The 22,300-nt window shown below is 70.7% G+C and carries 18 protein-coding genes; 7 read left to right on the forward strand and 11 right to left on the reverse strand.

The window, feature by feature from the left end:
• Positions 1 to 83: 83 nt before the first annotated feature.
• Genes JHW38_RS15970 through nagA form a run of 3 tightly spaced genes read left to right on the forward strand, consistent with a single transcriptional unit; the run spans position 84 to position 3,020 of the window.
• On the forward strand, positions 84 to 836 hold the full coding sequence (locus JHW38_RS15970) for a GntR family transcriptional regulator (RefSeq protein ID WP_207522318.1): 753 nt from the start codon (positions 84 to 86) through the stop codon (positions 834 to 836).
• Between the two features lie 35 nt (positions 837 to 871).
• Positions 872 to 1,882: an SIS domain-containing protein gene (locus tag JHW38_RS15975; RefSeq protein WP_207526399.1), complete on the forward strand. Its 1,011-nt coding sequence runs from the start codon at positions 872 to 874 to the stop codon at positions 1,880 to 1,882.
• Positions 1,883 to 1,886: 4 nt separating this feature from the next.
• Positions 1,887 to 3,020 (forward strand): N-acetylglucosamine-6-phosphate deacetylase, encoded by a 1,134-nt coding sequence (nagA, locus tag JHW38_RS15980; protein WP_207522319.1) that lies wholly within the window; start codon positions 1,887 to 1,889, stop codon positions 3,018 to 3,020.
• Positions 3,021 to 3,041: 21 nt separating this feature from the next.
• Here the strand turns inward: nagA and JHW38_RS15985 are convergent, their stop codons facing one another.
• Both JHW38_RS15985 and JHW38_RS15990 read right to left on the reverse strand, forming a co-directional pair.
• On the reverse strand, positions 3,042 to 3,302 hold the full coding sequence (locus JHW38_RS15985) for a DUF6985 domain-containing protein (protein ID WP_207522320.1): 261 nt from the start codon (positions 3,300 to 3,302) through the stop codon (positions 3,042 to 3,044).
• Between the two features lie 213 nt (positions 3,303 to 3,515).
• A complete protein-coding gene (locus tag JHW38_RS15990) occupies positions 3,516 to 3,953 on the reverse strand; it encodes a hypothetical protein (protein WP_207522321.1) in 438 nt (145 codons plus the stop codon).
• A 399-nt stretch (positions 3,954 to 4,352) separates the two neighbouring features.
• Between JHW38_RS15990 and JHW38_RS15995 the strand changes: the two genes are divergently transcribed.
• Positions 4,353 to 8,045 (forward strand): indolepyruvate ferredoxin oxidoreductase family protein, encoded by a 3,693-nt coding sequence (locus tag JHW38_RS15995; protein WP_207522322.1) that lies wholly within the window; start codon positions 4,353 to 4,355, stop codon positions 8,043 to 8,045.
• Positions 8,046 to 8,151: 106 nt separating this feature from the next.
• Here the strand turns inward: JHW38_RS15995 and JHW38_RS16000 are convergent, their stop codons facing one another.
• The gene (locus JHW38_RS16000) at positions 8,152 to 8,907 is read right to left on the reverse strand and encodes an anti-sigma factor family protein (RefSeq protein WP_207522323.1); all 756 of its coding nucleotides are present in this window, start codon (positions 8,905 to 8,907) and stop codon (positions 8,152 to 8,154) included.
• Between the two features lie 43 nt (positions 8,908 to 8,950).
• Positions 8,951 to 9,466: an RNA polymerase sigma factor gene (locus tag JHW38_RS16005; RefSeq protein WP_207522324.1), complete on the reverse strand. Its 516-nt coding sequence runs from the start codon at positions 9,464 to 9,466 to the stop codon at positions 8,951 to 8,953.
• A gap of 158 nt (positions 9,467 to 9,624) precedes the next feature.
• Here JHW38_RS16005 and JHW38_RS16010 point away from each other — a divergent pair, with 158 nt between their 5' ends.
• Entirely contained in the window at positions 9,625 to 10,701 is a 1,077-nt protein-coding gene (locus tag JHW38_RS16010; RefSeq protein WP_207522325.1) for a catalase family peroxidase, read from the forward strand.
• On the forward strand, positions 10,698 to 11,288 hold the full coding sequence (locus JHW38_RS16015) for a cytochrome b (RefSeq protein ID WP_242690962.1): 591 nt from the start codon (positions 10,698 to 10,700) through the stop codon (positions 11,286 to 11,288). Before JHW38_RS16010 ends, JHW38_RS16015 begins: the two co-directional genes overlap by 4 nt.
• Before the next feature lie 168 nt (positions 11,289 to 11,456).
• On the opposite strand, the gene JHW38_RS16020 is transcribed toward JHW38_RS16015, so the two are convergent.
• From JHW38_RS16020 to JHW38_RS16035, 4 genes are all read right to left on the reverse strand, one after another.
• Positions 11,457 to 11,759, reverse strand: coding sequence for a putative quinol monooxygenase (locus tag JHW38_RS16020; protein ID WP_207522326.1), 303 nt, complete (start codon positions 11,757 to 11,759; stop codon positions 11,457 to 11,459).
• A 166-nt stretch (positions 11,760 to 11,925) separates the two neighbouring features.
• Positions 11,926 to 12,525, reverse strand: coding sequence for a 3'-5' exonuclease (locus JHW38_RS16025; RefSeq protein WP_207522327.1), 600 nt, complete (start codon positions 12,523 to 12,525; stop codon positions 11,926 to 11,928).
• 96 nt (positions 12,526 to 12,621) lie between these two features.
• A complete protein-coding gene (locus JHW38_RS16030) occupies positions 12,622 to 14,517 on the reverse strand; it encodes a M61 family metallopeptidase (RefSeq protein WP_207522328.1) in 1,896 nt (631 codons plus the stop codon).
• A gap of 180 nt (positions 14,518 to 14,697) precedes the next feature.
• On the reverse strand, positions 14,698 to 16,155 hold the full coding sequence (locus JHW38_RS16035; RefSeq protein ID WP_207522329.1) for a serine hydrolase domain-containing protein: 1,458 nt from the start codon (positions 16,153 to 16,155) through the stop codon (positions 14,698 to 14,700).
• A gap of 276 nt (positions 16,156 to 16,431) precedes the next feature.
• On the opposite strand from JHW38_RS16035, the gene JHW38_RS16040 reads away from it, so the two are divergent.
• Positions 16,432 to 18,030 carry a glucan biosynthesis protein gene (locus JHW38_RS16040; RefSeq protein WP_207522330.1) on the forward strand — a complete coding sequence of 533 codons (1,599 nt, stop codon included), beginning with the start codon at positions 16,432 to 16,434 and terminating at the stop codon, positions 18,028 to 18,030.
• A gap of 439 nt (positions 18,031 to 18,469) precedes the next feature.
• Here the strand turns inward: JHW38_RS16040 and mnmG are convergent, their stop codons facing one another.
• The 3 genes from mnmG to JHW38_RS16055 all read right to left on the reverse strand — a co-directional run bounded on the left by mnmG (position 18,470) and on the right by JHW38_RS16055 (position 21,815).
• Positions 18,470 to 20,359, reverse strand: a complete 1,890-nt coding sequence (gene mnmG, locus JHW38_RS16045) for a tRNA uridine-5-carboxymethylaminomethyl(34) synthesis enzyme MnmG (RefSeq protein WP_207522331.1) — start codon at positions 20,357 to 20,359, stop codon at positions 18,470 to 18,472.
• A gap of 690 nt (positions 20,360 to 21,049) precedes the next feature.
• Entirely contained in the window at positions 21,050 to 21,586 is a 537-nt protein-coding gene (locus tag JHW38_RS16050) for a hypothetical protein (protein WP_207522332.1), read from the reverse strand.
• 82 nt (positions 21,587 to 21,668) lie between these two features.
• Complete coding sequence (locus tag JHW38_RS16055; protein WP_207522333.1) at positions 21,669 to 21,815, reverse strand: hypothetical protein; 147 nt, start codon at positions 21,813 to 21,815, stop codon at positions 21,669 to 21,671.
• Positions 21,816 to 22,300 lie beyond the last annotated feature (485 nt).

Raw genomic sequence — 22,300 nt, forward strand, 5'->3', positions numbered from 1 at the left:
AAAATAACCATAAATCAATGGTTTAAACCGGTTTAGCACGTCTTTGTTGCCGCCAATGGTCTGCCACTGGTATCTTTTCCCGCATGCAGGACTATCTGCAAAACGAATTCCGCCGCCAGTCCGACGCGCGCCGCGCGCCGGCGTATCAACACCTGCGCCGCACCCTCCAGCACGCGATCGAGAACGGCGAGCTGACCGCCGGCCAGGCCCTGCCCGGCGAACGCGAGCTCGGCAAGCTGCTCGACCTGTCGCGGGTGACCGTGCGCAAGGCCATCGCCGGCCTGGTCGGCGACGGCCTGCTGGTGCAGCGCCAGGGCGCCGGCACCTTCGTCGCCGAGCGCATCGTCAAATCGTTCTCGCGCCTGACCAGCTTCACCGACGACTTGCGCGCGCGCGGGCTCGATCCGCGCTCGACCTTCCTCGAACGCGGCCTCGGCGAGGTCACGCCGGAGGAAGCGATGGCGTTGAACCTGTCGCCGGGCGCGGCGGTGATCCGCTACTACCGCCTGCGCACCGCCGACGGCGTGGCCTTGGCGCTGGAGCGCACGGTGGTGCCGGCCGCGGTCATCGGCGATCCGGACCTGGTCGAGAACTCGCTCTACGAAGCCTTCGCCAAGCTCGGCATCCGCCCCGCGCGCGCCTTGCAGCGCCTGCGCGCGATCGCCTTCGACGCCGAGCAGGCGCGGCTGATGAACCTGCCCGAAGGCGCGCCCGGTCTGTTCATCGAACGCCGCACCTTCCTCGACGACGGTCGCGTCGTCGAGTTCACCCGATCCTTCTACCGCGGCGACGCCTACGACTTCGTCGCCGAACTCCAGAGCGAACCCACCCCGTGAGCGCCGACACCCTGCTCGACCCCAGCACCACCCGCATGTACGCCGAAGCGCAGGAAGCCGGCGACGCGGTCGCCCGCCAGTTCGCCGCCAACGCCGACATCGTCGACGAGCTGGCCGAACGCCTGCGCGCGCAGCCGCCGCGCTTCATCGTCACTTGCGCGCGCGGCAGTTCGGATCACGCCGCGACCTACGGCAAATACCTGTTCGAGACCCAGCTGGGCCTGGTCACCGCCTCGGCGTCGCCGTCGGTGGGCTCGGTCTATGCGGTCAAGCCGCAGTTGCAGGATTCGCTGTTCGTGGCGGTGTCGCAGTCGGGCAAAAGCCCCGACCTGGTGCGCAACGCCGAGATCGCCAAGAGCGCCGGCGCGCACGTGCTGGCCCTGGTCAACGTCGCCGACTCGCCGCTGGCGCAGGTCGCCGACACCGTGCTGCCGTTGCACGCCGGCCCGGAAAAGAGCGTCGCGGCGACCAAAAGCTATCTGTGCTCGCTCGCGGCGATGCTGCAGCTGACCGCGCGCTGGAGCAGCGACGCGCGCCTGTTCGACGCCGTGCACGCGCTGCCGGCGGCGCTGCGCGAGGCGTTCGCGCAGGACTGGTCGCCGCTGGTCGAGGGCCTCAAGGACGCGCACAACCTGTTCGTGATCGGCCGCGGCCTCGGCCTCGGCGCGGCCCAGGAGGCCGCGCTGAAGTTCAAGGAAACCTGCGGCCTGCACGCCGAAGCCTTCAGCAGCGCGGAAGTGAAGCACGGCCCGATGGCGATCGTCGGCCCGGGCTTTCCGGTGCTGGCCTTCGCCCAGGACGACGGCACCGGCGACGGCACCGTGGCGGTCGCGCGCGAGTTCCGCCAGCGCGGCGCGCCGGTGTGGCTGGCCGCGCCGGGCATCCACGGCGGCGATGCGCTGCCGCTGGCGCGCTCGCTGCACCCGGCGATGACGCCGCTGCTGACCGTGGCCAGCTTCTACAAGGCGGCCAACGCGCTGTCGGCCGCGCGCGGGCTGAACCCGGACGTGCCGCCGCATCTCAATAAAGTCACCGAGACCGTCTGAGGCCATGACCGCCACCGCCTTCGTCAACGGCCGCGTGCTCAGCGAGCGCGGCTTCGAATCCGACCTCAGCGTCATCGTCGAGGACGGCTGGATCGTCGCCGTGCTGCCCGGCCCGGCGCCGGCCGGCGCGCAGGCGGTCGATCTGCACGGCCGCTATCTGGCGCCCGGCTTCATCGACACCCAGGTCAACGGCGGCGGCGACGTGCTGTTCAACGATGCGCCGACGGTCGACGGGCTGCGCACGATCGCCCAGGCGCACCGCAAGTTCGGCACCACCGGGATGATGCCGACGCTGATCAGCGACGACGTCGAGGTGATGCTGCGCGCGATCGCCGCGGTGCGCGAGGCCATCGCCGCGGGCGTGCCCGGCATTCTCGGCATCCATCTCGAAGGCCCGTACCTCGCGCCGGCGCGCAAGGGCGTGCACAACCCCGACAAGTTCCACACCCCGGGCGAGGACGAGCTCGACCGCATCGCCTCGCTCGACAACGGCAAGACGATCCTGACCTTGGCGCCGGAGCGCTTCGACGACGCCACCCTGCGCGCGCTGGCCGCGCGCGGCGTGCTGCTCAGCGCCGGCCACACCGCCGCCGATTACGAACGCCTGCGCTCGGCCTTCGCCAACGGCATCAGCGGCGTCACCCACCTGTTCAACGCGATGACGCCGCTCGGCAGCCGCGAACCCGGCGGCGTCGGCGCCTGCCTCGACGATCCCGGCTCGTGGTGCGGGGTGATCGTCGACGGCGAACACGTGCATGACGCTTCGCTGCGCGTGGCCATCGCGGCCAAGCCGCGCGGCAAGATCATGCTGGTCACCGACGCGATGCCGCCGGTCGGCGGCGTCAACGAAGACTTCGTGCTGTACGGCGAGACCATGACCTGCCGCGACGGCAAGTGCAGCACCGCCAGCGGCACCCTGGCCGGCTCGGCGCTCGACATGGCGACCGCGGTGCGCAACACCGTGCGGCGCCTGGGGCTGCCGCTGGAGGACGCCTGCCGCATGGCCTCGGCGTATCCGGCCGACTTCCTCGGCCTCGGCGGCGAGCTCGGACGGATCGCGCCGGGCTATCGCGCCGATCTGGTCGCGCTCGACGACGAGCTGACGGTGCGCGACAGCTGGATCGCCGGCCGGCGCTGAGCGCGCCGGCAAACGTTGCCATCAACGGCGGCGGCGATACACCACGTCTTCCAGCGTCGGATCGTCATACGCGTAGACGTGCTCGCCGGCTTCGAGCAGCGCCGAATGGGGGCTGGCGATGAAGGCCGCGACGGCGGCATGGAAGTCCTCCGGCGCCTCGTCGTCTTCGTAGCCTTCGGGCACCAGCGCGCATTCGCGGCCGCCGAGCACCGACAGGGCCAGCGGCGTGTCGCAGCGCGATTCGAACAAGGCGGCGGGGTCTTTGGGTGGGCGTTTGGCCATGCGGGTCGCTCCTGCGAGGAGTGGCAACGGCGGCGCCCGGCGGTCCCGGCTGCGGGCACAAGCATAGGCCGGCGCGCCGAGTCTCGATTCACTCGCCACAGCAGTGGCGCCGCCGCATCGCCGCGCGTGTCCCGACGCGGCTTCATGCGTCCACAAGGCGGAGAGGGTGGGGCGCGCCGACAGCACGGCCGCTGAGGCCGCGCCGCGCCCGGCTCAGCCGCCGCGGCAGTCGCGGCGCGCGCGGTCTTCGCGCTGGGCGACGTCGCCGGCGCCGGCTTCGCGCATCTTCTTGATCGAATGCGCGCAGCGGTCGCTCATCGGCTTGCGCACGTTGCCTTGCGCATCGCGTTCGCCGGCCGCCGGTTCGCTCCAGCGCACCAGCGGCTGCGGCGACGGCATCGGGAAGTTCGCCGCGCCCGGCTCGGCCAGGCGCGCGTTGGCCGGGCTCTGGCGATACAGCGCGTCCTGCGGGTTCGCCGCGCCCGGCGGCGCATGCGCGGAGGGTTCGCGCTTGGGAGCAGCCAACACCGGCGGCGAGGTCTTGGCGGCCGCGACGGCGGCGGGCTTGGCCGCCGGCCGAGCGGGCGCCTGGGCGAAGGCCGGCGCCGACAACAGCAGCGCGAGCGCTGCGGCGAGAGGAAGACGGAACATGAGCGCGGTCCTGAAATTACGCCGGATCGTCGCCGGCCTTGCGACTGTAGCGGCATCGCGACGCCGCCACGCCGCGGCGCGGCGCAGGCGTTCATGCGCGGTGCGCATTGGCGGCCATCGCGCGCCGCGCAGCCTGCGCGGCGCAGGCCGGATGCGCCGGCCGCGACGGCGGCGCGCAGCCCGGTGGCGGCCCTCGCATTCCCCTGTTCATCCTGCGCACGCAGCGGCCGCCGTCCCCGTATACGAAAGGCACACTCTGCCCGTCTGGCGGCCCAATTACGCACACAGGCTATAATTCCGAGTCTTTGCTCGGCTCCCGGCGCGCCACACCGGACCGCACGGACGCCCGCCGCACCGCCCCCGCCAGCCCACCCGCGGCATCGCCGCGAGAGCCCGCCCATGACCAGCACCGCAGAACTCAGCTCGCCGTCGTCGGCGAACACGGACCTCACCAACTCCGTGCTCGACCCGGACTACACCCTCGAGCACAAGTACACCCGCCAGGAAGGCCGCATCTATCTGTCCGGCGTGCAGGCGCTGGTGCGCCTGCCGCTGATGCAGCGCCTGCGCGACCAGGCCGCGGGGCTCAACACCGCCGGCTTCATCTCCGGCTACCGCGGCTCGCCGCTGGGCGGGTTCGACCTGGAGCTGTGGCGCGCGCGCAAGCATCTGGAAGCGGCCGGGGTGAAGTTCACCCCGGGCCTCAACGAAGACCTCGGCGCGACCATGGTCTGGGGCACCCAGCAGACCAACCTGTTTCCCGGCGCCAAGGTCGAAGGCGTGTACGGCATGTGGTACGGCAAGGGCCCCGGCGTGGACCGCACCGGCGACGTGTTCAAACACGCGAACGCCGCCGGCACCAGCAAGCACGGCGGCGTGCTGGCGCTGGCCGCCGACGACCACGCCTGCCGCTCCTCGACCCTGCCGCACGGCTCGGAAGGCGAGTTCACCAGCGCGATGATGCCGATCCTCAACCCGGCCGGCGTGCAGGACATCCTCGACATGGGCCTGATCGGCTGGGCGATGTCGCGCTACACCGGGCGTTGGGTCGGCTTCAAGACCATCGCCGAAACCGTGGAGTCGTCGGCGTCGGTCGACGTCAATCCGCTGGCGTTGCAGATCGTCACCCCGGACGACTTCGTCATCCCGGCCGGCGGCCTCAACATCCGTTGGCCGGATCCGCCGATGGACCAGGAAATGCGCCTGCACCAGTACGCGGTCAAGGCCGCGCAGGCGTTCGCGCGGGCCAACAGGATCGACCGCATCGTCATCGATTCGGCCAACGCGCGCCTGGGCATCATCACCACCGGCAAGAGCTACCTCGACGTGCTGCAGGCGCTGGAATACCTGGGCCTGGACGCGCGCGCCTGCGCCGACCTCGGCATCCGCGTGTACAAGGTCGGCATGACCTGGCCGCTGGAACCGGTCGGCCTGCGCGCGTTCGCGCGCGGCCTCGACGACATCCTGGTGGTCGAGGAGAAGCACGCCTTCATCGAAAGCCAGATGAAGGAATCGATGTACAACTGGGACGGCGGCAAGCGTCCGTCGATCGTCGGCAAGTACGACGAGAACGGCGAGTGGATCCTGCCCTCGACCGGCGAGCTGACCCCGGCGCGCATCGCCGGCGTGATCGCGCGCCGCATCCAGCGCTTCCACGACAGCGAGCAGATGCGCGACGTGCTGCGCTGGATGGAGGAAAAGGAAAGCGAGCTGGCGCTGCCGCGGGTCGCGTTCCCGCGCGTGCCGCACTACTGCTCGGGCTGCCCGCACAACACCTCCACGGTGGTGCCGGAAGGCTCGCGCGCGCTCGGCGGCATCGGTTGCCATTACATGGTCACCTGGATGGACCGCGACACCAACACCTTCACCCAGATGGGCGGCGAAGGCGTGACCTGGTGCGGACAGGCCGGTTTCACCGAGACCGAGCACGTGTTCCAGAACCTCGGCGACGGCACCTACTTCCACTCGGGCTCGCTGGCGATCCGCCAGTCGGTCGCCGCCGGCGTCAACATCACCTACAAGATCCTCTACAACGACGCGGTCGCGATGACCGGCGGCCAGCCGGTCGACGGCACCTTGTCGGTGCCGCAGATCGCGCATCAGGTGCGCTCCGAGGGCGTGCACACGATCGTCCTGCTGTCCGACGACATCGCCAAGTGGAACCGCCGCGAGCTGTTCCCCAGCGACGTCGAATTCCACGACCGCAAGGAACTCGACGCGATCCAGAAGCGCCTGCGCCAGGTCAAGGGCGTCAGCGTGCTGATCTACGACCAGACCTGCGCGACCGAGAAGCGCCGCCGCCGCAAGCGCGGCAAGATGGTCGATCCGCAAAAGCGCGTCATGGTCAATTCGCTGGTCTGCGAAGGCTGCGGCGATTGCGGCAAGAAGTCGTTCTGCGTGTCGGTGCTGCCGAAGGAAACCGAGTTCGGGCGCAAGCGCGAGATCGACCAGTCGAACTGCAACAAGGACTATTCCTGCGTCAATGGTTTTTGCCCGAGCTTCGTCACCGTCGAAGGCGGCGGCCTGAAGAAGAAGAAGGGTTCCTCGGCCAAGGATCGTCTGAACGATCTGCCGCTGCCGCAGCTGCCCGCGCTCGACCAGCCCTGGAACATCCTCATCACCGGCGTCGGCGGCACCGGCGTGGTCACCATCGGCGCGCTGCTCGGCATGGCCGGGCACCTGGAAGGCAAGGGCGCGAGCGTGCTCGACCAGACCGGCCTGGCGCAGAAGGGCGGCGCGGTGACCACCCACATCCGCATCGCCAAGACCCCCGAGGACATCCACGCCGTGCGCATCGCCGCCGGCGAGGCCGATCTGGTGCTGGGCTGCGACATGGTCGTGGTCAACGACTACTGGGCGCTGTCGAAGATCCGCGCCGGCCGCAGCCAGGTCGTGCTCAACAGCTACGAAGCGATGCCGGGCACCTTCACCACGCGTCCGGACATGCAGTTCCCGGCCACCGACATCGTCGCCGCGATCAAGCTCGCGCTCGGCGATCAGGCGCCGCATCTGGTCGATGCGACCCAGCTCGCCACCGCCCTGCTCGGCGACGCCATCGCCGCCAACCTGTTCATCCTCGGCTACGCCTGGCAGCGCGCGCTGGTGCCGATCAGCTTCGACGCGCTGATGCGCGCGATCGAGCTCAACGGCGCGGCGATCGAGATGAACAAGACCGCGTTCGCCTGGGGCCGCCTGGCCGCGATCGACCCGCGCGCGGTGGCCGAAGCCGCCGGCGTGACCCGCAAGGTGCCGACCGCCGCCGAAGCGACCCCGCGCGACCTGCCGCACCTCAAGCCCGGCGAGTGGGAAGGCAACGAGTGGGGCGCGACCTCGGCGCCGCGCGCGACCCGCAACGAGGACGAGCTGCGCCACGTGCCTGCCAAGGCCGATGGCGACAACGTCGCGTTCCTGCCGCTCGACGACCTGCGCCTGTCGCGCTCGCTCGACGAACTGATCGCGCGCCGCGTCGCCTTCCTGACCGACTACCAGGACGCCGCCTACGCCAAGCGCTATTCCGACTTCGTCGCCAAGGTGCGCGAGGCCGAGCAAAAGAAGGCGCCGGGCTCGACCGATCTGGCCGAGGCGGTCGCGCGCTACTTCTTCAAGCTGATGGCCTACAAGGACGAGTACGAAGTCGCGCGCCTGTACACCAGCGGCGAATTCCAGCGCCGCCTGCAGCAGCAGTTCGACGGCGACTACAAGCTCAAGTTCCACCTCGCCCCGCCGCTGCTGGCCAAGAAGGACGCGCAAGGCCGTTTGATCAAGCAGGAATTCGGCCCCTGGGTGTTCACCGCGTTCAAGTGGATGGCCAAGCTGCGCAAGCTGCGCGGCGGCACCTTCGACATCTTCGGCTACACCGAGGAACGCAAGATGGAGCGGCGCCTGATCGGCGAGTACGAACAGACCGTCGGCGGCCTGCTCGACAAACTCGACGGCGGCAACGTCGACCTCGCCGCGGAAATCGCCGGCATTCCCGAGCACATCCGCGGCTACGGCCACGTCAAGGAAGAACACCTGCACAAGGCCAAGGCGCGCGAGGCGGAGTTGCTGAAGGAATTCGCTAATCCGTTGCGGATCGTGCAGGCGGCTTGAGGCCTTCGGGTCCGCGACGCGCACGCGATCGCACCGTTGGAACGAAACGCCCCGCATCCGCGGGGCGTTTCTTTTTCCCCTTCGCAAGCCGCCGAAGCTCGCCGGCTCAAATCGCCCGCAACGCGTGCCGCACCACATCCGCGCTGGCCGCATCGCCCGCGCTGACCATCGCGTAGTTGTAGCCGCCGCGCGACCAGTACTGCGCCAGCAGGCCGCCGTCGCGGCGGTCGCCGCGCGGCAGCATGTGGTGGCGCGGGCCGGGCGGGCGGATGTAGAAGCTGATCGCCGCGCCGGCCGGGTCCTGGTAGACCACCAGCGCCGCGGCGCCCTGGTCGGTGGACAGCGCGCGCGCGCCGACCGGGCGGTAGCCGGCGGCGCTGAGGTCGGGCAGGCGCATGGGTTCGCGGAAGTTCGCGTCGAGCCAGGACTGCACATCGCCGGCGACCGCGTCGGTGCGCAGGTCGTGGCGCGCGGCGAACAGCCGGTGCGCGGCGATCGCGTCGGCCATCGGCGCGCCGGCCAGCATCGCCGGCGCGGCGGGACGGCTCCATTCGCGCGCCTGCCAGCCGCCGATGCCGCCCACGCCGAGGCTCAGCAGCACCGCCGCGGCCACGGCGTAGCGCGCGCTGCGGCGGCGCGCGAGGCCCGCACGCAGGCGCGCGGGGTCGAGCGCGGGCTCCAGCGGCGGCAGCGCGCCGGCGAGCCCGACGCGCAGTTGCTGCGCGTCGCGCTGCCAGGCCTGCAGTTCGGCCAGCCGCTCGGGCTGGCGCGCCAGCCAGGCCTCGACCTCGGCGCGGCGCGCGGGGTCCAGGCGGCCGTCGATGTAGGCGTGCAGATCGTGTTCGTCGGGGACGTGGGTCATACGGAACTCGCAAGCGGAAGCGAACAGCGGCGGGACGAACGCATCATTTCAGCAATCTCAGCGGCGGCGCGGCGGTCTCGCCGTCGCTGAGCCGGCGCAGCGCCTGGCGCGCGCGCGACAGCCGCGACATCACCGTGCCGATGGGGACTTCGAGAATATCGGCGACTTCCTGATAGCTCAGGCCTTCGACCGACACCCACAACAGCAGGCTGCGCTGCTCCACCGGCAACTGCTGCAAGGCCTCCAGCGCCGAGCGCGCGATCGCCTCGCGCTCGGCCGAGGGCTGGCTGTCCGGCGCGCCCAGGCCGGTCCGCGCGAGCACGCCGGCATAGCGCTGGGCGCGGCGCTGGCCGTCGAGGAACTGGCGGTAGAGGATCGAGAACAGCCACGGCCGCAGCGCCGCCTCGTCGCGGCGCTGGTCCCAGCCGGCGATGGCGCGCTCGAGCGCGCTCTGGACCAGATCGTCGGCCGCGTGCGGGTCGCGCGCCAGCCAGCGGGCGAAGCGCCGCAGCGAGGGCAGTTGTTCGCGCAGGGCCTGATCGAGTTCGTGCGGGGACATGGGCGCGGTTCGCAGGGGTTCGTCCGGTGTGACGCCGCCGGACCCAGTTTATTCCCGCGGCCGGTCGCCGCGCCGTTCAGGACGCGGCGAGGGAATAAGCGCCGCGGCCGCGCGTCGTACCGGTGACGCAGCCACTCCCGCAGCCACGATCGCCCGCCATGAACGAACCCTTCGCACCGCCCCGACCGCCCGTCCCGCTCGCCCGCTGGGCCCTGATCGCGCTCGCGGTCGGCGGCCTCGCCGGCGCCTTCGCCTATGTCGCCGGCTACCTCGACCCGCAGCGGCTGACGCCGAAGCGCCTGGTCGATCAGTTGCAGACCAACGGCGGCCTGCACCCCGGCTACCGCCGCAACCACGCCAAGGGCGTGTGCGTGATCGGCCGCTTCGACAGCAACGGCGCGGCCGCGCCGTACTCGCGCGCGGCCCTGTTCGCTGCGGGTGCGAGCACGCCCCTGGTCGGCCGCTTCGCCCTGCCCGGCGGCAACCCCTACGCGCCCGACGGCGGCGTGCCGATCCGCAGCCTGGCGCTGCGCCTGACCCAGGCCGACGGCCAGCAATGGCGCACCGGCATGAACAACATGCCGGTGTTTCCGGTCGCCACGCCGCAGGCGTTCTTCGAGCAACTGCGCGCGACCGCGCCCGACCCGGCCACCGGCAAGCCCGACCCGGCCAAGCAAAAGGCGTTCTTCGAGGCGCACCCGGAAACGTCCGCGTTCCGCGCCTGGATCAAGGACCAGAAGCCGTCGGCCAGCTACGCCACCGACAGTTACTACGGCCTCAACGCGTTCTACTTCGTCGGCGCCGACGGCGCGCGCCATGCGGTGCGCTGGCGGGTCGAGGCCGACAACGGCGCCGCCGCCGCACCGCTCGGCGCGCAGGACGTGAACACCCTCGCCGCCGAACTCGAACAACGCCTCGCCCGGGGCCCGCTGCGCTGGCGGCTGTGGGCGACGCTGGCCGCGGCCGGCGATCCGGTCGACGACGCGACCCAAGTCTGGCCGGCGCAGCGCCCGCAGATCGACGCCGGCACGCTGATCCTGGAACGCGCCCAGGACCAGGACAGCGGCGAATGCCGCGACATCAACTACGACCCGATGGTGCTGCCCGACGGCATCGTCGCCTCGGCCGACCCGCTGCTGCCGGCGCGCTCGGCCGCTTACGCCGAGTCCTACCGCCGCCGCACCGCCGAGGAAGCGCGTGCCGGCGGCCGTCCGCCGCAGGAGGCCGCGCGATGAACGCCGAGACGAATGCCGAACCGACCCGCCGCGACGAAACGATGTTCTGGTGGCCGGCGCGCGTGCTGCACTGGCTGATGGCGCTGATGATCCTGACCATGCTGTTCGTCGGCGCGGGCCTGGTCGCGAGCGTGTCGGAACGCCACGCCTGGCTGCTGGCGCTGCACAAGCCGCTCGGCGCGGCGATCCTGGTGTTGGCGGTGTTGCGGCTGGCGCTGCGGCTGTGGCGCCGCCCGCCGCCGCTGCCGCGCGAGCTGAGCGCGGCGCAGCGTTTCGCCGCGCACGCCTCGCACTGGCTGTTGTACGCGCTGATGCTGGCGATGCCGCTGATCGGCTGGGCGATGCTGTCGGCCGGCGGCTATCCGGTCGACCTCGGCGCCGGGCTGCGCCTGCCGCCGATCGCGCCGTTCGACCCGAGCTGGTTCGCGGCGCTGCGCTGGCTGCACCGGACCTTGGCGTACGCCTTGTTCGCGCTGGTGCTGCTGCATCTGGCGGCGGCGCTGTATCACGGCCTGATCCGCCGCGACGGGGTGTTGCGCAGCATGCTGTGGCGGCGGCGCGAGATTGTGGAGCAGGACCTCGGCTGAGTGGCGATTGCGGCACCGTGCTTTCGGCGCGAACGGCCACAATTCTGCGCGCAAGCGCCGATTCCGACTGTAGGAGCTGCGCAAGCTGCGACCGCGACATCGCGCTTACGACGCAAACGGCTACCCCGCGGTCGCGGCTCGCGCCGCTCCTACAGGAAGCGATCCGGTTTACCCGGCCGGCGGCAGGCCGTGCCCGCCGACCGGCTCGGTTTCGAAATGCGAATCGAACCCCGCGATCATCGGCCGCGCCTTGGCGATCGTCGCCTGCACCTGCGGCAACGACAACGAGGCGCGATGGCTGTCGGCGTCGTCCCAGACCTCGGTGATCCAGATCGCGTCGCCGTCGCCCGGATCGCGCGCGACGATGTAGCTGCGGCAGCCGGGCATCGCGCCCACGTCCTGCAACAGCAGCGCGATCAGCGCGTCGCGCTGGCCCGGCGCGGCTTTCATGCGGCCGATCAATCCGTACATGGCGGTGTCCTCGCATGCGGGCGCGGGCCCGCCGGGAGCCGACTCTAGCGCCGTATTGCGGACAGATCGCGGACAGCAAGCTCGCGAACGGCTGGCTCGCGGAAAGCCAGCGGGGATAGCGGGCCCATAGACAGCCGGCTCGTGGGCACCGGGCCCGCGAACAGGCTCAGCGCGCCTCGCGCGGCAACTCCGCCCGACCCAGCGCGTACGGCAGCAGCCGCGCGATGTTGCGCGCATCGTCGATGCCGCGGTGGTGGGTGCCGGCGAACTCCAGCCGCGCGCGGCGCACGCCGCCGCCGAGGCCGAACTTGCGGCCCGAGCCTTCGCGCTGCGCGAACAGCCGCTTGATGTTGCGGTGCGGCGCGCCGACCGGATCGGCGACGCGGTGGAAGCCGCAGTCCTGCTGCAGCTGATTGCGGTCGTAATCGCCCCACGAACCCCAGATCAGGTCCGGATACGCGCCGCGCCAAGCCTTCAGCGCGGCGGCCACGTCGGCGAAACCGGGCGCGGCGTCGACCTGCGCCTGGGTGATCGTGGTCAGTTGCGTGCAGAAATCGCTCAGCCGCGGATGCCGCACCGGCCGCACGAAACTCTGGAATTCGTCGACCACGCGCAACGTCGCGGTTTCGACCATCACCGCGCCGATCTCGATGATCTCCATCTGCTGGCGCGGCACCGACCCGTCGTTGGCGCAGGTCGCTTCGAAGTCGATCAGCAGGTAATGCGCGGGTTCTCGTTCTGGTTCTTTTTCGATGTTTTCGTTCATAGCGCGGCATTGTCGCGCGTCCCACGCTGTCGCCGCCGCACCGCCGGTCGGCCGCCAAACGGCGGCCTGCGCGGTCGCGGCTCGCGCCGGAACGGCTTACTTCGGCGCGAAAATCTTCGACAGGCGATCCGGCGCACCGTCGATCCGCTCCAGCCGCGGGTAACGCAAGCCGCCGCGGTAATCGATGCGCACGCTGCGCACCGCATCGCCGTTGCGCACGATCAGCTCGATCGGCTGCTTGCCGTCCTTGTTCGCGCCGACCGCGTCCTTGAGCCGCTCGCCGCTGGCGCTGTAGCCGTTGATCGCGATCAGCGTGCTGCCCGGAGCGATGCCGGCGTCGAAGGCCGGGCCGTCCCAGCGCACCGCGACGACGTTGTTGTCGTTGGACAGGCTCAGGCCGAGCGAATAGGTCAGGTCGGTCTGCTTGCGGTCGCTTTCGGCGAGCTTGGCGTATTCGCTCGGCGTGTCGGCGAAGCTCAGCTTCCAGCCGCTCGCGGCCAAGCCGTCCAGCGGCGCGGCGCGCGCGTCCAGGCGCTCGCGCAGGAACCCGGCCCAGTCGAACGGCGCGACCTTGTCGAGCGCGGCGACCACGTCCTCGAACTCGTACGGCTTGACCTCGAAATCGCCGTCGGCGCCGCGGAAGAAGCCGCGCGCGAAGTCGTCGAGCGAGCGCTTCTCGCCGCTCAGCGCGCGCAGCTTGGCGTCGACCGCCAGCCACACCAGCTGGCCGCCGCTGTAGTAGTCCTCGCTGAGCTGGTAGCTCGAATACGATTTGGGCCGGCGCATCGAAATCACCGGATCCATCGTGGTGTCCTGCAACGGCCGCCAGCTCAGGCCCGGGCGGTCCTCGGCGTAGCGCGCGGCCACCAGCGCCAGCGCGTCGCGCGCGAACTCGGGCTTCCACAAGCCCGAACGCGCGGCCAGCACATAACCCCAGTACTGGGTCTGGCCTTCGTACACCCACAGCAGGCTGTCGCGCAGCGGCTGGTTGAAGTTGCCCGCGACCAGCCCGGCCGGACGGCGGAATTTGCCGTTCCAGGCGTGGGTGTACTCGTGCGCGAGCAGATCGCGGCCGAGCGCGCTGCTGCCGTCCCAGCCGGTGAAGTAGTCGGCGTCGACGCCGTTCTCGCTGGAGCGATGGTGTTCCAGGCCGATCCCGCTCATCTGGCCCGACAGCGCCAGCAGGAAATCGTAATGGTCGTAAGGCTGCGAGCCGAACAGCTTGACCGCCTGCGTCACCAGTTCGCGGTGCGGCTTGAGCTGTTCGGGCTTGGCTTCGAGGAACTTGGCCGCGTCGGCGACCAGATTCAATCGCACCGGAATCTTCGCGCCCGGGGCCAGATCGATCTGCTTGTAATGGCGGCCGGCGAACACCGGCGAATCCAGCAAGGTGTTGAGCGGCACCGGGCGGAAGCGCAGGGTGTCGCCCTGGCGCGCGTCCAGTTCCAGCGCGGTGCCGGCCTGCCAGCCGGCCGGCAGTTTCAGGCTCGGCGCCACCTGGATGCCGCGCGCGTAGTAACCGGCCGGATACAGCGCGACCTGGTTCCATTGCACGTTGAGCATGTCGGCGGTCATCACCACCCGCCCCTGGTTGCCCGCGGTCGGGGTCAGCATGTCGAACTCGATGTCCAACTCGCCGACGCCCTGCGGCACCTCGAGCTTGAACGCGTACACGTCGAGCGGATCGCGCGCCCAGGCGATGGCCTGGCCGTTGCCGCGCACGCGCAGGCCGGCGAGCTTGTCGATCGGGCCGGTCGGCGAATGGTTGCCCTGGATCCACTGCGGGAACAGCAAGGTCAGCGGCCCGGCCTGCACCGGCAGGCGCTGGCGCGCGTGCAGCACGCGCCGGGCGATGTCGCTGGCGTCGACCTCCAGTTGCACGGTGCCGGGGTACGGCCGGTCCTGCGGCGGCGCGGTCTGCGCGCGCGCGGCGTGCCAGGGCAGCGCAGCGGCGATCAGCAAGGGCAACAGGGCGAGCGGGGATCGGCGCATGTACGGACTCCAGGACGCAGGACACGAAAAACCCATCCTACTCACCGCGCCCGCACGCCGGCCCCCTGCCATTGGGCATGGGTCGGCGATACCGCGACGCCGGTACGGCGTAGCGGCAAATTGCGCACATCCGCGGCCGGCCGACGCCCGTCGCCGGCGTCCGCGCAGCGCCGTCCGCCGTCAACGCGGCGGCAGCGCCTCCTGGCTGCGCTCGCTGCGCTGGGCCGTGCCGGTTCCGTCTTCGAAGTAATCCACCGCGGTCACCGCGCCGGCCGCGTCGCGCACCAGCTTCAGCCGCGCGATGCCGTTGGGATAGACGAATTCGCCGGCGCCGACCGCGGTCAGCGTGGCCGCCGCGCCGCCGCCGATGCGCTGGATGCTCAGCCCGCCGCCGTCGGCGCGCAGCGCCCACGAACGCGCGGGCACGGCCTGCCGGTACACGCCTTCGGCCTGGCGCAGCGTGCGCGGTTCCTCGGCCACCGCCAGCGCCGGCGGATACGGATCGCCGAGCGCGGCCGCGGCCAGCTTGCGCACGATCGGCTCCAGCCCCGCGCTGCCCGGCGCGCCGGTGTCGCTGTTGCTGAGCACCGCCACGGTGATCTCGCGCTCGGGCAGGTACAGCAGGTACGAAGCGAAGCCGAAGATGCCGCCGCTGTGCGCGTAGCCGTCGCGCCCGCGCACCGCCGTGCGGCCGATGCCGTAACCGTAGCCGTACGCGCCCTGCTGCGCCTTGCCGTGCGCGGTGGTCATGGCCGTGTAGTCGGCCGCGCCGATCGCCTTGCCGCCGTGCAGCGCGCGATTCCAGCGCAACAGGTCGTCGAGCGTGGACACCAGCGCGCCGGCCGCGTGCGGCTGGCTCATGTCGAGGAAGTCCATCGGCGCGACCGCATCGTCGCGGCGGGTGTAGCCGTTGACCATGCCGGGAATCAGCGCGTGCACGTCGCCGTAGCGGGTGTGTTCGAGCTTGAGCGGCTGCAGCAAGCTGCGGCGCAGGTACTCGTGCCAGGGCTGGCCGCTGGCGGCCTCGATCACCGCGCCGAGCAGCACGTAACCGGAATTGTTGTAGCGGAAGTCCTGGCCCGGGGCGAAGTCCGCCGGCAGGTCCTTGAACACCGCGATCAGTTCCTGGGTGCTCAGTTCGCGCTTGATCGACTCGCGCATGTAGCCGTCGATGCCGGTGTAGCTCTTGACTCCCGAAGTGTGGTCGAGCAGGTGGCGGACCTTGATCGCCTCGCCGTTGGGATAGCCGGGCACGTACTTGGACAGGGGATCGTCGAGCCCGACCTTGCCGGCTTCGACCAGCTTGAGCAGGGCCGCGGCGGCGAACTGCTTGGTCACCGAGCCGATGCGGAAGGTCTGCTGCGGGGTCAGCGGCACGCCGAGTTCGACGTCGGCCAGCCCGCGCGCGCCGCGGTACAGCACGCGGTCGCCGCGCGCGACCAGCACCGCGATGCCGGGCGCGTCGGCCGGGACGTTCTCGGCGAGCAGGCGTTCGGCCAGCGCGCGCACGCTGGCGTCTTCGGCGGTGTGCGCCGCCGGCGCGGCGGGCGCGGCGAACGCCGGCGCGGGGGCCAGGACGAGACAGGACAAGGCCGCCGCACAGGCGGCGGCGAGCAAGGCGCAGCGGACAGCCGGCATGACGACTCCATTCGCAGGGGATCGCCGGACCTTAGCCGCGCGCCCGCGGCGGCCGACACGGCCGGAAGTCCCGACGACTTTCGGCGACGATTGCGGCGGCGGCATCGGGCGGCGAAGTTCGGCCGCGACGTTCGACGACGCGTATCGCCGGCCGAACCGCCGCGCAGGCCGCCCCGCTGAACGACCGGTTTTGCATTTCCACACCGGCCTAACCCCGCGCGCGCGGCGATTGGCTAGCATGCGGCGTTTCCGTCGCTGCCCTGCCCGACCGCCCCCATGATCCGACGCCAGTTCCTCCAATCCGCGGCCGCCGCCCTGGCCACCTTCGGCCTGCCCCTGCCCGCGCTGGCCCTGGCCGGCACCGCCGCGCCGAAGAAGCTCGGCGCGCCGCAGCCGTTCGACTACGCCAGCCTCAAGGGCCAGGCGCGCGCGCTGGCGCAGAAGGCCTACGTGGCGCGCAGCACGACCCTGCCGCCGGCGCTGGCCGCGCTGAACTGGGACCAGTACCAGTCGATCCGCTTCCGCCGCGACCACGCGCTGTGGGGCGACGGCGACGGCAAGTTCCTCGCCCAGTTCTTCCACCTGGGCCTGTTCTTCAAGTCGCCGGTGCGCATGTACGACCTCGCCGACGGCCAGGCGCGCGAGCTGGCCTACGACCCGGCGATGTTCGACCGCGCCGCCAGCGGCCTCAAGCCGGGCGCGCCGCTGCCGCCGGACCTGGGCTTCGCCGGCTTCCGCCTCAACACCCGCAAGGACCCCGAGCGCGACTTCGCCGCATTCCTCGGCGCCAGCTACTTCCGCGCGGTCGGCGTGGAAGGCCAGTACGGCCAGTCCGCGCGCGGCCTGGCGATCGACACCGGCAGCGGCCACGCCGAGGAATTCCCCGACTTCGTCGCCTACTGGCTGGAACGCCCGTCCAAGAACTCCGACACCGTCGTCGTCTACGGCCTGCTCGACTCGCCCAGCGTCGCCGGCGCCTACCGCTTCGCGATCACTCCGGGCGAAGTGCTGCTGATGGACATCGACTGCGCGCTGTACCCGCGCAAGACCATCGAACGCCTCGGCCTGGGCCCGTGCACCAGCATGTACCAGGTCGGCGAGAACGACCGCCGCATGGACTGGGACTGGCGCCCGGAGATCCACGACACCGACGGCCTGGCGATGTGGACCGGCAGCGGCGAATGGATCTGGCGCCCGCTGTGCAACCCCGAACACCTGCGCTTCAACATGTTCGCCGACGACAACCCACGCGGCTTCGGCCTGCTCCAGCGCGACCGCAACTTCGACCATTACCAGGACGACGGCGTGTTCTACGACAAGCGCCCCTGCCTGTGGGTCGAGCCCAAGCAGGGCTGGGGCGCGGGTTCGGTGCAACTGGTCGAGATCCCGACCCTGGACGAAACCTTCGACAACATCGTCGCGTTCTGGAACCCGCGCGAGAAACCGCAGGCCGGCCAGGAACTGCTGTACGGCTACCGCCTGTACTGGGGCGCGCAGCCGCCGGCGGTGCCCAAGCTCGCCCATTGCGTCGCCACCCGCACCGGCCTGGGCGGACGCATCGGCTTCAAGCGCGACACCTTCTCGTGGCGCTTCGCGGTGGACTTCGCTGGCGGCAATCTGGCCGCACTGGCCAAGCGCGACGCCACCGTCGAACCGGTGGTGCAGATCTCCGGCGGCGCGCGCCTGGAAACCGTCTCCTGCCGCCCGCTGCACGAAATCGGCGGCTACCGGGTCATGTTCGACGCCGTGCCGCCGGGCGACGCTACCGACCAGCTAGACCTGCGCCTGTTCCTGCGCGACGCCAGCGGTACGCTCAGCGAAACCTGGCTGTACCAGTGGTCGCCGCCGCCGAAGAGCGAGCGCAAGCTGTATTGAGGCGAGGGAGTCGAACTTCGGCTCCAACTCCCGCAGCAAAGAGGACACGCAGGCCGCGCTCTTGCTCTTGCCGGTCATCCCCGCGAACGCGGGGATCCAGGGCTTTATCGCGACAGGTCTCTGAAGTCTCTGGATCCCCGCCTTCGCGGGGATGACGATAGGTGGGATGCACGTAGCTGCAGCTGCAGCGCTGCCGTTGTGACGACAGGCGGGATGCGCGTAGCTGCAGTGCTGCCGCTGTACTGAGTTCGGGCTCGGGATTCGGCGTCCGCAACAACGAAACGTGCAGGCCGCGCTCTTGCCCGTCATCCCCGCGAACGCGGGGATCCAGGGCTTTATCGCGACAGGTCTCTGAAGTCTCTGGATCCCCGCCTGCGCGGAGATGACGGCAGGAACGAGACGCGCAACGGCCAGCCGCGCCGCCCTATCCCGCCGCGGCTCACGCCACCCGCGAACGCCGCACGCGGGTCAGATGCACCAGCAGCAGCGAAATCGCCGCCGGCGTCATCCCCGGAATGCGCTGCGCCTGCCCGACCGTCTGCGGCCGCACGCGCTCGAGCTTCTGCTGCACCTCGGCCGACAAACCGCGCACCGCGGCGTAGTCGAAATCCTGCGGGATCGGCGTGTGCTCGTTGCGCTGCTGGCGCTCGATCTCCTCGCGCTGGCGATCGAGATAACCGGCGTACTTGACCCCGATCTCGACCTGCTCGGCCACCTCCGCATCGCCCACGCCCGGCCCCAGCGACGCCACCTGCATCAGCTTGGCGTAGTCCAGTTCCGGCCGCTTGAGCAGATCGCGCGCGCTGCTTTCGCGGCTGACCTCGATGCCCAGCGTCTGCGCGACTTCGCGCCCCAGCGCGTTGTTCGGCGCCGCCCACACCGCGCCCAGGCGCGCGGTCTCGCGCTGCACCGCCTCGAGCTTGCGCTCGAACAGGCCCCAGCGCGCATCGTCGACCAGCCCCATCGCGCGCGCCGCCGGCGTCAGCCGCTGGTCGGCGTTGTCCTCGCGCAATTGCAGCCGGTACTCGGCGCGCGAGGTGAACATGCGGTACGGCTCGCTGGTGCCGTGGGTGATCAGGTCGTCGACCAGCACGCCCAGATAGGCCTGATCGCGGCGCGGGCTCCAGCCCTGCTCGCCGCGGACGAAACGCGCGGCGTTGAGGCCGGCCAGCAGGCCCTGCGCCGCGGCCTCCTCGTAACCGGTGGTGCCGTTGATCTGGCCGGCGAAGAACAGCCCCGCCACCGCCTTGGTTTCCAAGGTGTCGTTGAGCCCGCGCGGGTCGAAGAAGTCGTACTCGATGGCGTAGCCCGGCCGGGTCAGGTGGGCGTTCTCGAAACCGCGGATCGAGCGCACCAGGTCCAGCTGCACGTCGAACGGCAGCGAGGTCGAGATGCCGTTGGGATAGATCTCGAAGGTCTCCAGCCCCTCGGGCTCGACGAAGATCTGGTGGCTGGCCTTCTCGGCGAAACGCACCACCTTGTCCTCGATCGACGGGCAGTAGCGCGGGCCGATGCCCTCGATCTGGCCGGTGTACAGCGGCGAGCGGTCGAGCGCGCCGCGGATGATCTCGTGGGTCCGCTCGCTGGTGTGGGTGATCCAGCACGAGACCTGACGCGGATGGTCGGCCGGACTGCCGATGAAGGACATGACCGGACGCGGATCGTCGCCCGGCTGCTCCTCCATCACCGAGTAGTCCAGGCTGCGCCCGTCGATGCGCGGCGGCGTGCCGGTCTTGAGCCGGTCGACCACGAACGGCCCCTCGCGCAGGCGCGCGGCCAGCGCGGTCGCCGGCGGATCGCCGGCGCGGCCGGCGGCGTAGGTGGTCTGGCCGACATGGACCTTGCCGGCGAGGAAGGTGCCGGCGGTCAGCACCACCGCCGGCGCGCGGAAGCGCAGCCCGGTCTGGGTGAGAACGCCGGTGACCCGGCCGGCGTCGAATTCGATGTCGTCGACCGCGGCCTGGAACAGGCTCAGCCCCGGCTGGCCCTCGACCGCGCGGCGGATGAAGGCGCGGTACAGCGCGCGGTCGGCCTGGCAGCGGGTCGCGCGCACGGCCGGGCCCTTGCTGGCGTTGAGCCGGCGCCACTGGATGCCGGCGGCGTCGGCGGCGCGGCCCATGACCCCGCCCATGGCGTCGATTTCCTTGACCAGATGGCCCTTGCCGATGCCGCCGATGGCTGGGTTGCAGCTCATCGCGCCGACCGTCTCGATCGAATGAGTCAGCAGCAGGGTGCGCGCGCCGGCACGCGCCGCGGTCAGCGCGGCCTCGGTTCCGGCATGGCCGCCGCCGACCACGATGACGTCGAATTGGTAGAAGGAGTCGCTCATGGGTTCGAGGCGGTCTGGCAACGGCGGGGCGCCGGACGCGGCGCTGGCTGGGCGGCGCGGCGCCCGGACGGGCCGGCATTTTCGCACGCCGGACTGGAGCACGACGTCAAGCCGGCGGCGGCCCACGAAAAGTTGGCACGCTCCATGCTTGGATATTCATGCACCTTGCGGGGCAGGCGCTAGACGCCGGCTGGAATTGGAACAGGGGCTGGCCAAGCGCTCGCGGGGGAAGCCGGGGGCCGAATGTCGGGGGACATTCGGCCCCTTTTTATTGCCTGCGCGCCGGCTCCGGCCGGCGCCCGCCGATCCGCGCCACGCTGCCGAGGCAGCCGCGAAGCCCGCGTCGGGCGTTCGCCCTAACCCATTGACCCAAAAAGAAAAGCGCGCGTAGATACGCGCGCTTTCCGGTCGCGTCCGCACTGCGGAGCGGAATGGGCGCCGACGCCTGACGGGGACGGAACAGGGGGGATCCGTGATTCCTCGCCAGGCGCCGACATAGAAGCCTGTGCTTACCGAAAACGTCCAAATACGACGTAAGCGGTCAGTAGCGGTAGATTGCTGTCACTCCGTCAGGAACGCAAGTGCGCACCGTTCCAGTTCCGACGAAAAAGGGGCCCGTAGGCCCCTGGTAGCGTCTTGAACGGTCGTAAACGACCGATGGCCGGTGTCCGGCGTGCGGAGTTCGCCTGTTCAGCGTTCCACGTCGCGCCAAGCGCGGCCACCGTCGCGGCGCGCGGACGGCATCGCTGGGGCACGCGGCGTCATCATTTGTTGCTGCGGCATCGAGCGCGGCTGCTGCGGCATGCTGGTGCCCGGATTGCGCGGACCCCAGGCGCCGCCGCCGACCGGGCGGGTGTCGCGCCACGGGATGCCGCCGTCGCTGCGCGGCGGCGAGGGGTTGTTCGAAGGCGGGTTGGTGGGCGGCCGGCCCGGACGGTTGGGGTAGTAGTGGCGTGGGTAGCCGTAGTAGTACGGATAGCCGCCGTAACCGTAGTACGGGTTGCCGTAATAGCCGCCGCCGTAGCGGAAGCGATACGACTCGCCGTACGGGTAATAGCCGTAGCCCGGCCCGTAATAGCCGCCGTAGCCGCCGTAATAGTTGTAGTCCACGCTCGGCCGGCCGTAGTAATACGAGCCCGGCCCACCGCCGCCGCGGACGGTGTAGTCGGAGACGCAGCCGGCCAGCAGGCCGGCTGCGAGTAGCGGAATTGTCAGTTGTCGGATCATGGCAGCCCCCCCGGATAGGGTTTCAGATTCTGCCTGATGCATTGAACTCGGGCTTAACTCGGCCGACCCGGAACTGTCAGTTTCACGCCGGTTCGGGCTGCGCCGCGTTGTCGCTCAGGTCGATATGCGGGGCCGGATGCGAACCGGCAGCCGTAGGCTGGATCTCAGGCGGCTCGCAGCCGGTGAGCAGGACCAGGCTCAAGGCCAGACAGAGCGAAAGTTTGCGCATGGGATTCCCCTGTGAATGAGCGTCGTGGTGATCCGGACGCGCGGGTGCGTCCGGAGGCGGCGGCCGTCCTGGCCAATCGATCCGCAGCTCCCGCCGGGCGCACCGGCGGAATCGGCTCGTTCGGGTTCAACCGGGGGCGGTGCCGGATACTCCCCGCACGGCGCGGATTCCGGAGAATCTTCGCCTGTCCTCGACTGACGTGCCTTGCGGGTCGATCCATAAACTATCGGTGAAGACCTGCGCGATTGCGGTACGGGTTCACAATACGGGTTCATGAATCGTTGCGCGTTGCGACCAGCGGACACGCGCGCACGCGGCGCCCGGCCTCGCGCCGGCGCAGGTCCTGACAAATGGGGGATTGCGCCGACCCGCGCCGGCGCGGGAACCTTCAGGGCGCGCGCCGGGTCGCAACGACCACGGCGGCGCCCGCGCAACGGACGATGCGCGGGCAGGCTCCTCGCGGCATGTCTCCCACTTCCCGGCCC

The organism is Lysobacter enzymogenes (assembly GCF_017355525.1).
In the GTDB taxonomy this organism is placed as follows: Bacteria; Pseudomonadota; Gammaproteobacteria; order Xanthomonadales; family Xanthomonadaceae; genus Lysobacter; species Lysobacter enzymogenes_C.

What these genes read in the sequence shown, in the direction of transcription:
- nagA (WP_207522319.1), top strand. Translation starts at nt 1,887, where the DNA reads ATGACCGCCACCGCCTTCGTCAACGGCCGCGTGCTCAGCGAGCGCGGC.
- JHW38_RS16030 (WP_207522328.1), bottom strand. Translation starts at nt 14,517, where the DNA reads ATGCGCCGATCCCCGCTCGCCCTGTTGCCCTTGCTGATCGCCGCTGCG.
- JHW38_RS16015 (WP_242690962.1), top strand. Translation starts at nt 10,698, where the DNA reads ATGAACGCCGAGACGAATGCCGAACCGACCCGCCGCGACGAAACGATG.
- JHW38_RS15990 (WP_207522321.1), bottom strand. Translation starts at nt 3,953, where the DNA reads ATGTTCCGTCTTCCTCTCGCCGCAGCGCTCGCGCTGCTGTTGTCGGCG.
- JHW38_RS16025 (WP_207522327.1), bottom strand. Translation starts at nt 12,525, where the DNA reads ATGAACGAAAACATCGAAAAAGAACCAGAACGAGAACCCGCGCATTAC.
- JHW38_RS15970 (WP_207522318.1), top strand. Translation starts at nt 84, where the DNA reads ATGCAGGACTATCTGCAAAACGAATTCCGCCGCCAGTCCGACGCGCGC.
- JHW38_RS16000 (WP_207522323.1), bottom strand. Translation starts at nt 8,907, where the DNA reads ATGACCCACGTCCCCGACGAACACGATCTGCACGCCTACATCGACGGC.
- JHW38_RS15985 (WP_207522320.1), bottom strand. Translation starts at nt 3,302, where the DNA reads ATGGCCAAACGCCCACCCAAAGACCCCGCCGCCTTGTTCGAATCGCGC.
- JHW38_RS16005 (WP_207522324.1), bottom strand. Translation starts at nt 9,466, where the DNA reads ATGTCCCCGCACGAACTCGATCAGGCCCTGCGCGAACAACTGCCCTCG.
- JHW38_RS16010 (WP_207522325.1), top strand. Translation starts at nt 9,625, where the DNA reads ATGAACGAACCCTTCGCACCGCCCCGACCGCCCGTCCCGCTCGCCCGC.
- mnmG (WP_207522331.1), bottom strand. Translation starts at nt 20,359, where the DNA reads ATGAGCGACTCCTTCTACCAATTCGACGTCATCGTGGTCGGCGGCGGC.
- JHW38_RS16055 (WP_207522333.1), bottom strand. Translation starts at nt 21,815, where the DNA reads ATGCGCAAACTTTCGCTCTGTCTGGCCTTGAGCCTGGTCCTGCTCACC.
- JHW38_RS15975 (WP_207526399.1), top strand. Translation starts at nt 872, where the DNA reads ATGTACGCCGAAGCGCAGGAAGCCGGCGACGCGGTCGCCCGCCAGTTC.
- JHW38_RS15995 (WP_207522322.1), top strand. Translation starts at nt 4,353, where the DNA reads ATGACCAGCACCGCAGAACTCAGCTCGCCGTCGTCGGCGAACACGGAC.
- JHW38_RS16040 (WP_207522330.1), top strand. Translation starts at nt 16,432, where the DNA reads ATGATCCGACGCCAGTTCCTCCAATCCGCGGCCGCCGCCCTGGCCACC.
- JHW38_RS16050 (WP_207522332.1), bottom strand. Translation starts at nt 21,586, where the DNA reads ATGATCCGACAACTGACAATTCCGCTACTCGCAGCCGGCCTGCTGGCC.
- JHW38_RS16035 (WP_207522329.1), bottom strand. Translation starts at nt 16,155, where the DNA reads ATGCCGGCTGTCCGCTGCGCCTTGCTCGCCGCCGCCTGTGCGGCGGCC.
- JHW38_RS16020 (WP_207522326.1), bottom strand. Translation starts at nt 11,759, where the DNA reads ATGTACGGATTGATCGGCCGCATGAAAGCCGCGCCGGGCCAGCGCGAC.